The following is a 15,809-nucleotide window of genomic DNA, read 5'->3' on the forward strand; positions in this document are numbered from 1 at the left end:
TACGAGGTCGATCCCCTGCGCCGAAACCCGCCATATACGACCGGCGAGAGCATGACCGTCGGTAAGGGCGACCACAAGCAGCAATACCAAGTGATCGACACCCAGAACCACCCCGCCAACGGCTTCCAGGCCATGGCAGTCGCGCCGCTCGTGGACGGTATCCCCGACCTCTCCCACATCGTGATCTCGTACGCGGGCACGAATCCGAACCACCGCGCCGACGTGGTGGAGGACATCGTGACGATCGTCGGTGGGACGCAGGGCCCGCTGAGTCAGGTGGCCGATGCAAAGCAATTCGCAGATCACGTGCGGCAGGCGCATCCCGGCTCGTCCATCTCGACCGCCGGGCACTCGCTGGGCGGGTTCCTCGCCTTGCTGGTGGCTGCCGAGAACGGCTGGGATGGAGCGTCGTTCAACGGGCCGGACCCGTGGGAGTGGCTGTCTCCAGAGGCGAAGAAACAGGTGGAGGCCGACATCCGAGCCGGCCGCGACCGGCTGACCAACTACGTGATCGAGTGGGACCTGATCGGCAACCTCTACGCCCACCGGACCGGGGCAACGGTTTTCGCGACCGACAAGCCGGGCCGCTCCGAATTGGACTATCACAACATCGGGGAGAAGAGCGCGTTCCGGTTCGCTCGGGATGGGTCCGTCGAGGATGCCGGCGCGAAGGGTCGCCGCCTCGAGGACATCCTCGGGAACCTGATGGATTCGTTCCTCCCCGGGGCGTCCGAGGCCGTCTCTCCACTGCTGCAGGGGCTGGCGGGCATCACGCGCAACCCCGCCGCTATGAACTCGCTGGCGAAGAACGCGTCCGGGGCTCTGGTCGCAGTCGCCTCAATCGCGGCCCTCGGTCTCGCGGCGAGCATCGGCGGCACCGCGACGGCGCTGATCGAGATCAAGTCGGCCAACGGACGAATCATCCCGCGGATGGAGGACGCGTTGCTGGCGGCGAAGAACGCCGCCGCGTTCCTGCCGACGATCACCGCCTACGACATCGAGCGCTGCGTGGATCGGCACCGCCTGCACGTCCACCAGAACGTCGACCTGGATGCCGTGCGGACCGTCGATGAGCGGGTGGACCGCCATCTCGTCCGCGTCGGCCAGCTCAGCCAGGGCATCTCCCAGACCGTGCGCAACACCCTGCACCAGGACGCGCAGTGGGCACTCACTTTCGGACTCGGCGGTTAGGAAGGAGACTCAGCATGGATCCCGCCGACTTCGTGCAGGAGCTCTTCGAGGGTGTCAACCGTGAGATACAGACCGGTGTCCACGAGGTCCAGGACTGGATCGAGGCGCAGGTCCATGGCGCGGCGGTCCAGCTCCTGGACAGCCTGATGCCGCCGATCGTCCACGCCGGCAACGCCGCGGTGAAGGTCGGCGAATCCGCGATCGTGCTGCCGGCGAGCACCGGCATCGGGCTCACCCTCGGCAGCGCGGATCTCGGCAACACGGTCCTCGCGGGCGCCGTCGCAGACACGGTGCAGCGCGGTATCGACGAGTTGAAGGCTGAGGGCGACTACGCCCAGGGGGTGAACGGCATCGCATGGTGACCTACCGAACGCTGGCCGAGCTGGAGGACGCGCACGACCAGGAGCGCCGGACCGCACAGCGAAGAATCGAGTCGGCCGACCACTACCTCGACCTCTACCGCTCCAGAATGTTCCAGCTGCGCGAGACCTTCTACACTCTCGGCGCGCGGGAAGGCGTGGCCGACGACCCGGGCTTCCGGAAGGAACTCCAGCGCGTCTCGGACACCGCCGATGAGAACGTCGCGCACGCAGGCCGCAGGATCGGCGAGCTCGAAGAAGAGTATTCCGCCATGCTCCGGGAGCACGACGAGCAACGGGACTGCGTCCTGGCGGAGCGCGGCGACACCGACTGACACCGCTCGGATCGCTCGTCGCGGAGAGCGAGCCTCAGCGAGCCCGGCTGACGCCTCACAATACGCGTTGCTTTGTTCACGACTATGTTCTATGGTTTATTTACTCCTGAACAAAGGCAGGCAATGGCGCTCTCTCCCCTCTCCCGCACCGATGTGAATCGCACGGCGATCCTCGCCCACCTCGGCGCGCACGGCCCGGCTTCGCGAGCCGATCTCGCCCGCAAGCTCGGCGTCTCCCCGGCGCTCGTCACCCAGCTCACGCGCGACCTCCTCGCCGACGGCCTCCTGGAGGAGCTCGACCACGCCAGCTCGGGAGGTGGCCGCCCCGCCCGCATGCTCGGCCTGGTCTCGCGCACCGCGTCCTCCATCGGTGTCAAGGTCGCACCCGATCACATCGCGTTCGTGGAAGTCGGCATCGACGGGGCCGTGCTCCGCTCCGCGACAGAGGACTTCGACGCCGTCTCGCCGTTCGCCGCCTCCGGCCTGGTCGAGCGGCTCCGCGTCTTCATCGCCGCCGGCGACGACACCCGCATCCTCGGCGTCGGCGTCGGCCTCCCCGGGACGGTGCTCGAGCAGGGGGTCGGCGTGGTCGACTCCACCCAGCTGCGCTGGAACCAGGTGCCGCTCGGCGCGACCCTGCGACGGGCACTAGACCTCCCGGTCGTCGTCGAGAACAACGTGAACGCCCTGAGCGTGGCCGAGAAGCTGTTCGGCCAGGGGCGCGACTGCCAGGACTTCCTCGTCGTCACGATCGGAAACGGCGTCGGCGCCGGCGTCGTCGCGGGCGGGACCATCCTCCGCGGCCGCGCGGGCGGCGCCGGCGACATGGGCCACGTGCCCGTGGTCGAGGACGGCCCGCTCTGCCAGTGCGGCAACCACGGCTGCCTGGAGGCCGTCGTCGGCCAGGGCGCGCTCGTGGCCGCGGGCCGGGAGGCCGGAGTCCTCAGCGCGACCGACGGCATCGACGCGTTGCGTTCCGCCGCCGACGCCGGCGACGAGCGCGCCACCCGCATCTTCGCCGACGCCGGCCGGGTCTTCGGGCGGGCGCTCGCCGGGGTCGTCAACGTCCTCGATCCTGAGCTCGTCGTCCTGCTCGGCGAAGGCGTCGAAGCGTGGGCGCACTGGGCGGGGACGTTCGAGCCTGCGCTGCGCGCCTCCCTCGTCCCCGGCAAGCGCGGCGTCGCCGTGGCCGTCGAGAGCTGGCAGGACGACCGCTGGGCGCAGGGCGCCGCGGCCCTCGTGCTCGCCACCCCGTTCGACTCGGACGGCGTCGCAGGCGAGCAGGGCCGGCTGGTCCGCGAACGCCTGGTCTCCACAGCGGGAGGCCGCTGATGGTCATGTCGGCCGTACGGCCCAACGAGGTCGCCGAGCGCAGGCCCGGCGGCGCCCGGCCCGCGCGCAAGCGCCCGGCCAAGCGCCGGCTCGCCTACGCGGCGACCGTCGCCGTCTTCCTCCTGCCGAGCCTCATCCCGCTGCTCGCGTTCGTCATCGGCCCGATGATCTCGGCGGCGTGGACCAGCCTCCACGAGTGGAACCTCATCGGCGACATGAAGTGGGTGGGCTTCGACAACTACGCCCACCTGCTCACCGACCCGGCGACGCAGCAGGCCTTCCTGCACACCGTCTACTACATCGTCGGCTACCTGCCGCTGGTCTACGTCGGCGGTCTCGGGCTCGCGCTGGCGCTCAACTCCAAGCTGAAGGGCCGCTCCTTCCTGCGCGGCGTCTACTTCCTGCCGGTCGTGACCAGCTGGGTCGTCGTCGCCCTGGTCTGGCGCTGGCTGCTCAATCCGAGCGTCGGCGTGGTGAACTACCTGCTCGGCCTGGTGGGCATCCACGGTCCCGGATGGTGGGCCGACCCGGCGTGGTCGATGCCGTCGATCATCCTGGCGTCGGCCTGGAAGGACCTCGGCTTCGTGATGGTCATCCTGCTCGCCGGCCTCCAGACGATCAACCCCGACCTCTACGAGGCGGCGGAGATCGACGGTGCGGGCTGGTGGCGGCGCCTGTTCAGCATCACCCTGCCGATGCTGTCGCCCTCGACGTTCTTCGTGATCGTGCTCTCGCTGATCAACGGCTTCCAGGTGTTCGACCAGGTCTACGTGATGACCGGCGGAGGCCCGAACAACTCCAGCCAGGTGGTCGTGCAGCAGGTCTACGACCTGACCTTCCGCTACGGCCAGGCCGGCATGGCCTCCGCCCTGTCGTGGCTGCTGTTCCTCGTCATCCTCGTGGTCACGCTGGTGCAGTTCTACGGCCAGAAGAAGTGGGTGAACTATGCGTAACCCGGTCGGCAAGACGCTCCTCTACGTCGCCGTCGTCGTCGGCGCGATCGTGATGGTCTTCCCGTTCGTCTGGACGGTCGTCACCTCGATCAGCCCCGGTGCGAGCCTCACCAGCACGCCGAAGCTCATCCCGGACAACCCCTCGCTGGCTCCCTACCTGGCGCTGTTCGAGCGGGTGCCGTTCGCGCAGGTGATCGTGAACTCTCTCGTGATCGCCGTGATCAGCACGGTGTTCCAGCTGGTGACCAGCGCGATGGCCGCGTACGTGTTCGCCCGGCTGCCGTTCCGGGGCCGCGGCGCGATCTTCCTGCTGTACCTCGCCACCATGATGATCCCGTTCCAGGTGCTCATCGTCCCGCTGTTCGTGGAGATGAAGTCCCTCGGGCTGATCAACACCTACGCCGGGGCGATCCTCCCCACCATCGCGTCGGCGTTCGGCGTGTTCCTGCTGCGGCAGGCGATCAGCACCGTCCCGTACGAGCTCGATCAGGCGGCGACGCTCGACGGAGCCGGCCACTTCCGGGTGTTCTTCCAGATCGTGCTCCCGCTGGTGCGCCCGGCGCTCGCCACCCTCGCGGTCTTCGCGTTCCTCAACACGTGGAACAGCTTCCTCTGGCCGCTCATCATCCTGCGCGATCCGCTGATGCAGACGCTGCCCGTCGCCCTCTCCAGCCTTCAGGGCCAGTACTCCACCCAGTGGGACGTCCTGATGGCCGGCTCGGTGATCAGCATCCTGCCCATGTTCGCGCTCTACATCTTCGCCCAGAAGTACATCGTCCAGGGCGTCGCGGGCACCGGCCTCAAATAGCCGGCCGACCCCTCCATCACCCACCCCGAATCACAGCATCGAAGGAGATCGCACCCTCATGAAGAAGTCACTCGTCGCCGGTATCGCCGTCGCGGCCCTCGCCGCGGTCGGTCTGGCCGGCTGCTCGTCCTCCAGCGGCTCGGACGGTGGAAAGGCCACTGTCACGTACTCGAACTTCATCTCGAACGGAGGCAACGAGAAGAACCTCCAGACCATCGTCTCGGCGTTCGAGAAGGCGAACCCGAACATCACGGTCAAGGTCACCACCACCGACTACGCCAACTACTTCACCAAGCTGCAGACCGACCTCTCCGCCGGCACGCAGGCGGACGTGTTCGACGTCGACGCCGGCAGCTACGCGACCTACCAGGCGGACGGCGTGCTTCAGCCGCTCGACAACGTGGACTCCGCGAAGTACCGCACGTCGGTGCTCGACACCTACAAGACGGACGGCAAGCAGTACGGCCTGCCGACATCGTTCTCGAACGTCGTGCTGTTCTACAACAAGAGCCTCTTCGACAAGGCCGGCGTCTCCTACCCGACCAAGGACTGGACCTGGGCCGACGAGAAGGCCGCGGCCGAGAAGCTGACCGACAAGTCGGCCGGCGTCTGGGGCGACTACCAGCCGGTCACCTACAACGAGTACTACAAGGCGGTCCAGCAGGCCGGCGGCCAGTTCCTCAGCAGCAACGGCAAGAAGGCCGCGTTCGGCGACGCCGCGGGCCAGAAGGCCGCCGATTGGATCGCGGGCAAGTCCGGCACGGTGATGCCGACCGCCGCAGACGGCGCCGGCACGGCCGACTTCGACACCAACCTGTTCAAGGCGGGCAAGCTCGCCATGTGGCACACCGGCATCTGGATGTTCAGCACGCTCGGCACGCTGCCCTTCGGCTGGGACGTCCAGGTCGAGCCGGGTGACGCCCAGAAGGCCAGCGCCACGTTCTCCAACGCCGTCGTGGTCTCCAAGGACGCCAAGGACAAGGCGGCCTCGCAGAAGTGGGCCGACTACCTCTCGAGCTCCAAGGAGATGGTGGACGTGCGGCTCAAGTCGGGCTGGGAGATCCCCGCGATCAGCGACGACTCGCTGCTCAAGCCCTACCTGACCGCCGGCACCCCCGCGAACCGTCAGGCGGTCTTCGACTCGCTCGACCACGTCGCTGTCGCGCCGCAGCTCGGGGCGAACTCTCAGAAGATCCAGGACACGGTGACCAACGCCCTCGGCGAGATCGCCGCGGGACGCCAGAAGACGTCCTCCTCGATCCCGTCGACGGCCGACCAGGTCACCTCGCTGCTCAAGTGATACCGCCCGGCCGCGCCAGGGACCCCCACTCCGGCGCGGCCGGGCCCGCGCTCCCCACCCACAACGGAAGAACCGACGTGCCTCGTTACACCTCCTCCCCGCTCGCCGAGCGCAGCCGTGCCCTGATCGCCAGCCTGCAGACCGCCGAGGGCGCGTACCCCGCCAGCCCGACGTTCTCGGCCTACACCGGTTACAGCTGGTTCCGCGACGGTGCGTTCATCGCGGACGGCATGTCGGCGACGGGGGAGGCGGAGAGCGCAGAGCGCTTCTTCGACTGGTGCGCCGCTGTGCTCACCGACCGCGCCGACCACATCCACTGGATCGTCGCGGAGACGCGGGCCGGCCGGCCTCCGGCCGGGGCGCAGATGCTTCCCGCCCGCTACACGTTCGCCGGGGGCGCCGGAGACGACGAGTGGTGGGACTTCCAGCTCGACGGCTACGGCACGTGGCTCTGGGCCGTGGTCGAGCACTCCCGCCGCCACAACGTCGACGCTGGTCGCTGGTCGCAGGCGATCGGGCTGACGACCGACTACCTCGTGGCCTCCTGGGATCGGCCCTGCTACGACTGGTGGGAGGAGCACAGCGAGCACGTGCACGTCTCCACGCTCGCGTGCGTGGCGGCCGGGCTGGACGCCGTGACCGATGCCGGCCTCCTCGACGGTGCGCGAGAGGCCGGAGCACGCGACGCGTCGGCCGCGATCCGCCGGCTCGTGCAGGAGCGCGGGACACTCTCCGGTCATCTCGTGAAGTGGCTCGGCAGCACCGCGGTCGACGGGAGTCTCGCGGCCGCGCTCGCCCCGCTCGGGTTCGCCGACCCCCGCTCCGCCACCGGCGCGGCGACCATCGATCTGCTGGAGCGCCACCTGACGGTCAACGGGGGGACGCACCGCTACCTCGGCGACACCTTCTTCGGCGGCGGCCAGTGGCCGCTGCTCAGCTGCTTCCTCGGGCTGGCCCAGCTCGCCGCGGGTGATCGCGCGCGAGCGGTCGAGCTGTACGAGTGGGCGGCCTCCACCGCCACCGAGGACCTCGACCTCCCCGAGCAGGTCAGCGCTCACCTGATCGCCCCCGGGATGCGCTGGGAATGGGTGGACCGCTGGGGGACCGTGGCGACTCCGCTGCTGTGGAGCCACGCCATGCTGCTGCGGCTCGGCGCGGAACTCGACGCCACCGCGCCCGACAGCGCGGCCGACACCTCTGCCGCCCCCGCCACCGACTCCGTCCTGGAAGGACTCGCACGATGATCCGTCACCGGCCCGCAGGCTCCGGTCACCCCTACTCCGTCGACACCGAACAGCGCTGGCCGGTCGAACCGGAGGCCGGGAGCACGGCCACCCTCGGGGTCCGCGCGGACGCCTCCGTCGACTCCGTCACCGTCGAGCTCGCCTGGACGCCCGACAGCGGCGACAGGGAGACCGTCGAGCTGACCCTGGAGCGCGTCGCGACCACCTCCCGCGGCCGTGTCACCGACGGCGGCCACCTCGCGTCGGCACAGGCGCGGCTGGCGAGAGCGGTCGGCGGATGGCAGGTCGTCACCCCGGCGTTGCAGGCGGGAGGCGCGTACCGCTACCGGTTCACCGCCCGCCACCAGGGCGGCCGGCTCGAGCGCACGCGCTGGTTCGACTTCCGCGCGGCGACCTGGCGGCCAGCGCCGGAGCTGGTCGACGCCGTCGGCGCCTCCCGTGTCGTGCAGGACTCCGTCCAGGCGCTCGACGACGGCGTGCGCGTCCACCGGGTGCGATTCGCGCTGCGGCTGGCGGCAGGCGAGCACGTCACCGGCTTCGGAGAGCGTTACGACGCGATCGACCACACCGGCACCGAGCTCGACTCGGTGGTCTTCGAGCAGTACAAGAGCCAGGGCGCCGAGCGCAAGACCTACCTGCCGATGCCGTTCGCGCACGTCGTCGGCGGCGCCGGCTGGGGCTTCCACGTGGTCACCTCCCGCCGGGTCTGGTTCGACCTCGGCGCCACCGACCCCGGCGCCATCGGCGTGGAGGCGCAGACCGGTCCGGACGGCTCGATCGCCGTGCGGTTCTTCGACGGCGACCCGGCGGCCGTGCTCGGCGGCTTCCTCGACGGCGTCGGCCGCGCGGAGGAGCTCCCGTCGTGGGTGTTCCGGCTCTGGGCGAGCGGCAACGAGTGGAACACGCAGGCCGAGGTCATGCGGCAGATGGACCTGCACCGCGAGCACGACATCCCCGTCGGCTCGGTCGTCATCGAGGCGTGGAGCGACGAGAGCACCTTCACCGCTTTCCGGGACGCCCGCTACGCCGTGACCCAGGACGGCGCACCGCACCGGCTCGCCGACTTCGACTTCCCGGCGGGCGGGGCGTGGCCGGACCCGAAGGGGATGACGGACGAGCTGCACGCACGCGACATCCGCCTCCACCTGTGGCAGATCCCGCTGATGAAGATGCGCCCCCACCCGCAGGGCCAGGCGGCGGCCGACGCCCGCGCGGCGATCCAGGACGACGTGCTGATCCGCGAGCCCGCCCCGGCGGGAGGGACCCGCCCGTACCGTAACCGCGGCTGGTGGTTCCCGCTGGCGCTGATGCCCGACCTCACCGACCAGCGCGCCGCGGCGTGGTGGACCGAGAAGCGACGCTACCTCGTGGACGAGGTCGGTGTCGACGGCTTCAAGACCGACGGCGGCGAGCACGCCTGGGGCGGTGAGCTCGTCTACCTCGACGGCCGTCGCGGCGACGAGAAGAACAACACGTTCCCGGTGGCCTACGCGGCCGCCTACGGCGAGCTCCTGCGCTCCTCGGGCAAGGCTCCCGTCACGTTCAGCCGCGCCGGCTTCACCGGCTCCCAGGCGCATGGCGCGTTCTGGGCTGGCGACGAGAACTCGACGTGGGACGCTTTCCGCTGGTCCGTGAACGCCGGACTCTCCGCCGCCGCGAGCGGAATCGTGTACTGGGGCTGGGACATCGCGGGCTTCTCCGGCGACATCCCCGACGCCGAGCTGTACCTCCGGGCGACCGCCGCGAGTGTGTTCATGCCGATCATGCAGTACCACTCCGAGTTCAACCACCACCGCACCCCGTCGCGCGACCGCACCCCGTGGAACATCGCCGAGCGCACGGCGGACGACCGGGTCCTGCCGCTGTTCCGCGAGTTCGTGCTCCTCCGCGAGCGCCTGCTCCCGTACCTGGCGGAGGAGGCAGCGAAGGCGATCCGCACCGACCGCCCGCTGATGCGCCCGCTGTTCTTCGATCACCCGGCGGATCCCGAGGTGTGGCAGGCGACCGGCGAGTGGATGCTCGGCGACGACCTCCTGGTGGCCCCGGTGCTCGAGCCGGGCGCCGAGTCGGTGGCGGTCTATCTGCCGGAGGGCGACTGGGTCGACGTGTGGTCGGGCGACAGTGTCTCCGGCGGCCGGACGGTCGAGGCGGCCGCGCCCATCGACCGCATCCCGGTCTTTGCGCGGGCGGAGGCGACGGAGCGGCTGCGTCTCGTGTTCGCGTTCGGGGAGGGGTAGCCTCGTCCCCGTTCGCCGTGCGAGGCAGCCGGCGAGCGTGAGGGGACGACATGACAACACTCCACGGCCGCGAGGGCTCTGCGCTGCTCGTGATCGACGTCCAGAACGGTGTCATCGGCGGCGCCTACCTTCGCGACGACGTCGTCGGCACCATCCACGACCTGGTCGACCGGGCGCGCTCGGAGGGCGTCCCGGTCGTCTGGATCCAGCACTCCGACGAGAACGTCGAGTACGGCAGCGAGGCGTGGGAGTACGTGCCGGAGCTGTCCCGCGACGAGTCCGAGGCCCTGGTGCCCAAGCACTACGCCGACGCGTTCGAGGAGACGCAGCTGGAGGACGTGCTCGCCGCCGCGGGCGTCGGCCGCCTGGTCGTCACCGGCTCCCAGACGGACGAGTGCATCCGCTCGACGATCCACGGCGGGCTGGTGCGCGGCTACGACGTGACGCTGGTCGGCGACGCCCACACGACGGAGGACCTGAGCGAGTGGGGCGCGCCGACGCCGGACCTCGTGATCGCGCACACGAACCTGTACTGGGGCAACCACCGGGCTCCGGGGAGGACGGCGGAGGTCGTGCGGGCGGCGGAGGTGACGTTCTAGGGAGTGGCCAGGACGTCCGTCACCGGGACGAACTCCTCCACGCGCCGATCGTGCTCGCCCGACCCGAGCAGCCAGTCCGTCAGGAGCACGTGCCGTGCCGCGTAGTCCGAGCCGGTGAGCCCCCGCGTCGCCGCGGTCGGCGGAAGGCGATGCCGACGCTGGGACGCGAGTTCGCGGAGGCGGCTCGCGAGTTCGTCGGCGTCGCCGGCCCGGTAGAAGAGCGCCCCGGCCGCCTCCGCGTACTCCTCGATCCCGCCCGCGCGTGCGGTGACGATCGGAATACCGCGCTGCGCCGCCTCCACGACCACCGTCGCGCCCGACGCGTGGTTGTTGGCCACGACGGGCACCGCGACGGCGACGCACCGGTCGTAGAGCTCGGCCAGCTCCGAGACGCCGGGCGTCGGCGCGACCTCCAGGTTCGCGGGACGCGCCCCGTCGATCCGGACCCGCGCGGGTGCGGCGACGATGCGCACATCGAGCTCGGGCACGAGCGCCGCGGCGCGGGCGAGCGCCGTCCAGTCGCGCTCCCAGTCGTTGCCCGGGGCGATGACGAGCGGGCGAGGCGAGTCACGCGACGAGTCGGGCGCGGCGGCGGGCGTCGCGCGATCGTCGTTGACCCCGAAGGGGATGCGCAGCACGCGCCGGCCGGGCATCAGCTGTCGCGCCGCCTCCGCGTTGACCGTGCTGAGCGTCGTCTGCACGGCCGCCTCGGCGAGCAGCCACCGGACCAGGGCGCGGCGTACGGGGTTCCGGAGCGTGCCGCGGTCGTAGAGCCAGACGGATTGCGCCAGCAGCAGCGGGTGCGGACGTCGCCGCAGTCGCGCGATCTTCAACAGCAGGGCGACCGCGAGGTGCTCCCGCTCGGTGTGGGTCCACACGACGTCGCAGTCGAGGATGCCGTCGCGGTTGCGCCACGCGTGGATCAGGTCGAAGCCGAGGACTCGGGCGAAGGCCTTCCGGGCGAGCCGCCCCCAGCGGGTCTCACGCGCGTCGGCGCTGAAGCGCAGCCGCACCGCCGCCGAGGCCTCGCCGTAGCTGTAGGGGGTGCGCTCCCACGCCCGCCCGTCGTCGAAACGGGCGGTCCACGCGTCGAGCGACTGCCCCTGATCGAGGTGGACGGTCACGCGCGGGCGTGGATGCCGATCACTCATGGAATCAAACATATAGGACGAGAGACCGGAGTCTCAGGCGACCGGATTCAGAAACCCACCCGAATCACCTCGAGCGTCGTCCGCGTCACCCCGCCTTCTGTGCGCTCGACCCGGATCGGCATCCCCGGCAGGTCGACCGCGAACCAGAACACCAGCGTCGCCTCTCCGCGTCGCACCGTGTAGCGCAGGCAGCGGCGCTGCTCCAGCGGTCCGAGCAACTCGCAGCGGTCGATCCTGGTGTGCTCCACCGGGAAGGCGGCGTGCTCCTGCAGCTCCAGCCACGTCGACCGTTCGCGCTCGACCGGCCCGGAGGGCTTCCCGGTCTCATCGAGCGGGGTGTCCTCGATCCAGGCGCCGTCGTCATCCCCTTCGGCGAAGCGGATGGCGGTCAGGCCATCGGGCGTCCGGACGATCGACACCCGACCGGCGGGGCAGCCGGCGCGGATCTCCGCGGCGCTGAACGGCGTCGGCGCGAGCCCGGGCGCGAGGACGTGCGGATCGGGGGCGGTCATGGGTCAGGAGTATCACACGGCGACGCCCGGGGTCTGATTGACTGAACCGGTGTTCCCCTACGAGCGCCTCCGCCGCCGGCCCGACGTCGAGGCGCCCAATCTCTTCGCGTCGGACGCCGCCGACCGGCTCATCGCCGACCTCGCCGGCGACGACGTCCTCCGGGACGGCCTGGTCGTCGTCGGCGACGCCTACGGAGCGCTCACCCTCGCCGCGGCGGCTCGCGGCGCCCGCAGCATCCGGGTCCACCAGGACCCGCTGACCGCCGAGCGGGCGCTCGACGCCAACGCCGACGAGCTCGGACTGGCCGGCTCCTACGAGCACCGGCCGCTCGACGGCTCCCTCGTGGCCGGAGCCCGGACGGTGCTGCTGCGGCTGCCGCGGAGCCTGGAGGCGCTGGCGGAGATCGCCGCGCTGACCGCCGAGCACGCGCATCCGGAGGTCGTCGTCTACGCGGGCGGGATGCTCAAGCACATGACCACCGCGATGAACAGCGTGCTGGGGGAGGTGTTCGGCGACGTGCAGGCGTCGCTCGCCCGGCAAAAGGCGCGCGTGCTCACGGCCCGCACGCCCGAGCCGGCGGCGGCCACCGCGCTCGACCGCTGGCCCGATCGGGCGTTCGACGCGGAGACCGGGCTCCACGTCTGCGCCCACGGCGCGGCGTTCGCGGGTGCGACCGTCGACATCGGAACGCGATTCCTGCTGACCGTGCTCGGCGACGCCGCGCCTGACGCCCGGACCGCGATCGACCTCGGCTGCGGCACCGGGGTGCTGGCCTCCGCGCTCGCCACGGCCCGGCCGGAGATCCGCGTGATCGCCACCGACCAGTCCGCGGCCGCGGTCGCGTCGGCCCGGGCGACGGCCGCCGCGAACGGGGTGGCCGAGCGGGTGGAGGTCGTGCGCGACGACGGGCTCGCCTCCCAGCCGGACGAGTCGGCCGACCTCATCGTGCTCAACCCGCCGTTCCACATCGGCGGCGCGGTCCACACCGGGATCGCGCACCGGATGTTCGCCGACGCCGGCCGGGTGCTGGCGCCGGGCGGCGAGCTGTGGACCGTGTGGAACTCGCACCTGGGCTACCGTCCCGCCCTGGAGCGCGCGGTCGGCCCGACCCGCCAGATCGCCCGCAACCCGAAGTTCACCGTCACGGCCTCCACCGCGAAGGGCGCGTGAACGCCCCTCAACCGTGCTTTCGCGGGCGTTTGCGTGCCCTTCGGCGCGGGCGCCGCGCCCTGTGCGTGGGCTATGGGACGCTTCCGGGCTTCTCACACTGACCGCGGTGGTCGCAGCGCAGCCATAGCGCGGCCGTTCTACGGTCGAGGAAGGAGAGGAGGACGCTGTGACCTCTCTCCCGCGCCGCCCGCGTCTGCTGGGCCGCCACGCCCTGCGCTCGCTGTGGGGCTCCCCGGTGCTCGGGATGCCGGTCGAAGCCCACGAGGTGCGGACGGCGCGCCTGCTGCTGCGGCCCTATCGCGCGAGCGACGCCGCGGACTGGCGCCGCATCGAGGACGACGAGGAGGTGCGCCGCGGCCTGGACTGGCCGCTCCGCACCGCGCGCCAAGCGCACGATCACCTGCTCGCCCGCACGGCGCACACCGAGCTCGCCGGCGCCGGCGACCTCCTGGTGCTCGCGGTCGAGCGTCACGGGCGCGTGATCGGCGACGTGTCGCTGCACCTGCGCACCGTCGCGCCGGAGACCCGGGTCGCCGAGATGGGCTGGCTGCAGCTCACCGCCGAGGGAGGCCACGGCTACGCGACGGAGGCCGCCCGCGCGATGCTCGACCTCGCGTTCGGCGAGCTGCGCGCGTGCCTGGTGACCGCGGTGGTCGACCGGTCCAACGTGTCGTCGGCGCGGCTGGCCCTCCGGCTGGGGTTCCGCCTCGCGGGCGGGACCGTGCAGCGGATCACCTTCGTGCTGTCGGAGGCCGACTACGCGGCCGAACGCGCGGCCCAGCCGTCACGCGGGGCCGTCGAGACCCCGCCGTTCGGGACGAAAAGTGTCGATAATCTCTGAGTAGGCCCTCAACCGCCTCGGTTTCCGTCTGTTTCCATCAAATTCACGACCGATTTCGTGGCGAAAAGGCTTGTCCTGGGGTCCTGGAATTGCTAACGTCCCCCTGTCGCATACGCGACCCTAGCCAGGGAGAGCAATGACGCAGGAAGATTCCCGGCCGGATTCCGTAGCACTCGGCAACGGAGCCGACCCTCGCGGGGGCGAAGACAAGCACGCACTGCAGGCGGACGGGGTGAGCGCCGCCGGCTCCATCGTGATGGCCGTGGCGGGCAGCGCGCCCGCGTACTCCATCGCAGCCACCACCGCGACGCTCGTGGGCGCCGCAGCCCTCGGCGCGCCCGCCGCACTGCTCTGGTGCGGCATCCCGATGCTCGGCATCGCGTGGGCGTTCCTCTATCTCGGTCGCGCCGACGTGAACGCCGGGGCCACCTACTCGTGGGTCGCCCGGGCCCTCCACCCCATCCTCGGCTTCCTGTCGGGCTGGGCGCTGGTCATCTCGGCGACGATCTTCATGGTCGCGGGAGCCCTCCCGGCCGGCGCGATGACGGTGACGCTGTTCGCGCCCGACCAGGCCAACAACGCCTGGCTGATCACCGGCGTCGGGGCGATCTGGTTCCTCGTGATGGCGGCGTGCGTGCTGTTCGGCGTGCACGTGACCGCCCGCGCGCAGTGGATCATGTCGCTCATCGAGGTGGGCATCCTGATCCTCTTCGCCGTGCTGATGATCGTGCGCGCCGCGACCAGCAGCCACGCCGGCCCGAACTTCTCGTGGGACTGGCTGGGCTTCAGCCACTTGACCGGCCAGGGCGTCTTCGTCTCGGCCGCCCTGATCGCCGCCTTCTACTACTGGGGCTGGGACGTCTCCTCGAACCTGAACGAGGAGACCAAGGACGGCCACAAGAACGCGGGCTCCGCCGGCATCATCGGCATCGTCATCGTGTTCCTGCTGTTCGAGATCTTCACGATCGCGACGCTGGTCATGCTGCCGTCGAAGACCATCGAGAACAACAGCGCGAACATCCTGTCGGTCCTCGGCGACGCGGTGTGGCCGGGCATCGGCGGCAAGATCCTCGTGGTCGCTGTCGCGCTGTCCACAATCGCGACGCTGGAGACCACGCTCATCCAGGTGACCCGCACGCTGTTCGCCATGGGCCGCGACCACACGATCCCGAAGGCGTTCGGCCGCATCCACCCGCGCTGGAAGACCCCGGCCTTCGCGACCCTGATCGTCGTCGGCGTCTCGATCATCCTGTTCATCGGCTCGAACCTGCTGGGCACGGTCGGCGACATCATGACCAACGCCATCGCGTCGATCGGCATGCAGATCGCGTTCTACTACACGCTGGCCGGGCTCGCGGTGGTCGTCGCCTACCGCCGGGTGCTGTTCAGATCGGTGAAGAACTTCCTGTTGATCTTCCTCTGGCCGCTGGCGGGAGCGATCTTCATGGGCGTGATCTTCGTGATGGGCATCACGCAGAACGACCCGATCGTGAACGTCCTCGGCGTCGGCCTGATCGCGGTAGGCATCATCCCGCTGGTGCTCTTCTACAAGAAGGGCAAGGCCTACTACACGCGGCGTCCGCTCGAGCTCCCCGCTGAGCTCGACGCGAAGGCCCCGGCGAACATCGACGACAGGGACCCGGCCGCGCTCTGACCCGAGCCCAACGCGGCCCTGCCCGACCCGACGCGACCGCCGAGCATCCTCCCAACCCCGGGGTGCTCGGCGGTGGCGTCCGTACGTGGGGCGGGTTCTTCGACGCCGCGTAGAGTGGAGGC

Annotated in this window: 15 protein-coding genes; 13 read left to right on the plus strand and 2 right to left on the minus strand. The window is 70.6% G+C overall.

What is annotated here, in order from left to right:
- Positions 1-51 precede the first annotated feature (51 nt).
- The 10 genes from F1C12_RS16120 (at position 52) to F1C12_RS16165 (ending at position 10,358) form a co-directional block, all read left to right on the plus strand.
- On the plus strand, positions 52-1,191 hold the full coding sequence (locus F1C12_RS16120; protein WP_185275910.1) for a hypothetical protein: 1,140 nt from the start codon (positions 52-54) through the stop codon (positions 1,189-1,191).
- A gap of 14 nt (positions 1,192-1,205) precedes the next feature.
- Entirely contained in the window at positions 1,206-1,553 is a 348-nt protein-coding gene (locus F1C12_RS16125) for a hypothetical protein (protein ID WP_185275911.1), read from the plus strand.
- Positions 1,547-1,885: a hypothetical protein gene (locus tag F1C12_RS16130; protein WP_185275912.1), complete on the plus strand. Its 339-nt coding sequence runs from the start codon at positions 1,547-1,549 to the stop codon at positions 1,883-1,885. The genes F1C12_RS16125 and F1C12_RS16130 overlap by 7 nt, the downstream gene beginning before the upstream one ends.
- A gap of 123 nt (positions 1,886-2,008) precedes the next feature.
- On the plus strand, positions 2,009-3,217 hold the full coding sequence (locus tag F1C12_RS16135) for an ROK family transcriptional regulator (protein ID WP_185275913.1): 1,209 nt from the start codon (positions 2,009-2,011) through the stop codon (positions 3,215-3,217).
- A 5-nt stretch (positions 3,218-3,222) separates the two neighbouring features.
- Complete coding sequence (locus F1C12_RS16140) at positions 3,223-4,170, plus strand: carbohydrate ABC transporter permease (protein WP_185275914.1); 948 nt, start codon at positions 3,223-3,225, stop codon at positions 4,168-4,170.
- Positions 4,163-4,978 carry a carbohydrate ABC transporter permease gene (locus F1C12_RS16145; RefSeq protein WP_185275915.1) on the plus strand — a complete coding sequence of 272 codons (816 nt, stop codon included), beginning with the start codon at positions 4,163-4,165 and terminating at the stop codon, positions 4,976-4,978. Before F1C12_RS16140 ends, F1C12_RS16145 begins: the two co-directional genes overlap by 8 nt.
- A gap of 58 nt (positions 4,979-5,036) precedes the next feature.
- Positions 5,037-6,278, plus strand: a complete 1,242-nt coding sequence (locus F1C12_RS16150) for an ABC transporter substrate-binding protein (RefSeq protein ID WP_185275916.1) — start codon at positions 5,037-5,039, stop codon at positions 6,276-6,278.
- A 77-nt stretch (positions 6,279-6,355) separates the two neighbouring features.
- Complete coding sequence (locus tag F1C12_RS16155; RefSeq protein WP_185275917.1) at positions 6,356-7,522, plus strand: glycoside hydrolase family 15 protein; 1,167 nt, start codon at positions 6,356-6,358, stop codon at positions 7,520-7,522.
- Positions 7,519-9,759: a glycoside hydrolase family 31 protein gene (locus F1C12_RS16160; protein ID WP_185275918.1), complete on the plus strand. Its 2,241-nt coding sequence runs from the start codon at positions 7,519-7,521 to the stop codon at positions 9,757-9,759. Before F1C12_RS16155 ends, F1C12_RS16160 begins: the two co-directional genes overlap by 4 nt.
- A 50-nt stretch (positions 9,760-9,809) precedes the next feature.
- Entirely contained in the window at positions 9,810-10,358 is a 549-nt protein-coding gene (locus F1C12_RS16165) for an isochorismatase family protein (protein ID WP_185275919.1), read from the plus strand.
- Here F1C12_RS16165 and F1C12_RS16170 read toward each other — a convergent pair.
- Both F1C12_RS16170 and F1C12_RS16175 read right to left on the minus strand, forming a co-directional pair.
- Complete coding sequence (locus F1C12_RS16170; RefSeq protein ID WP_185275920.1) at positions 10,355-11,509, minus strand: glycosyltransferase; 1,155 nt, start codon at positions 11,507-11,509, stop codon at positions 10,355-10,357. The two genes, F1C12_RS16165 and F1C12_RS16170, sit on opposite strands and share 4 nt — an antisense overlap.
- Before the next feature lie 47 nt (positions 11,510-11,556).
- Positions 11,557-12,021, minus strand: a complete 465-nt coding sequence (locus F1C12_RS16175; RefSeq protein WP_185275921.1) for a hypothetical protein — start codon at positions 12,019-12,021, stop codon at positions 11,557-11,559.
- A gap of 49 nt (positions 12,022-12,070) precedes the next feature.
- On the opposite strand from F1C12_RS16175, the gene F1C12_RS16180 reads away from it, so the two are divergent.
- From F1C12_RS16180 to F1C12_RS16190, 3 genes are all read left to right on the plus strand, one after another.
- Complete coding sequence (locus tag F1C12_RS16180; protein WP_258045944.1) at positions 12,071-13,192, plus strand: class I SAM-dependent methyltransferase; 1,122 nt, start codon at positions 12,071-12,073, stop codon at positions 13,190-13,192.
- Positions 13,193-13,358: 166 nt separating this feature from the next.
- Positions 13,359-14,033 carry a GNAT family N-acetyltransferase gene (locus tag F1C12_RS16185; RefSeq protein ID WP_185275923.1) on the plus strand — a complete coding sequence of 225 codons (675 nt, stop codon included), beginning with the start codon at positions 13,359-13,361 and terminating at the stop codon, positions 14,031-14,033.
- Positions 14,034-14,169: 136 nt separating this feature from the next.
- The gene (locus F1C12_RS16190) at positions 14,170-15,687 is read left to right on the plus strand and encodes an APC family permease (protein ID WP_185275924.1); all 1,518 of its coding nucleotides are present in this window, start codon (positions 14,170-14,172) and stop codon (positions 15,685-15,687) included.
- Positions 15,688-15,809 lie beyond the last annotated feature (122 nt).

The organism is Leifsonia shinshuensis (genome assembly GCF_014217625.1).
Lineage (GTDB): Bacteria > Actinomycetota > Actinomycetes > Actinomycetales > Microbacteriaceae > Leifsonia > Leifsonia shinshuensis_A.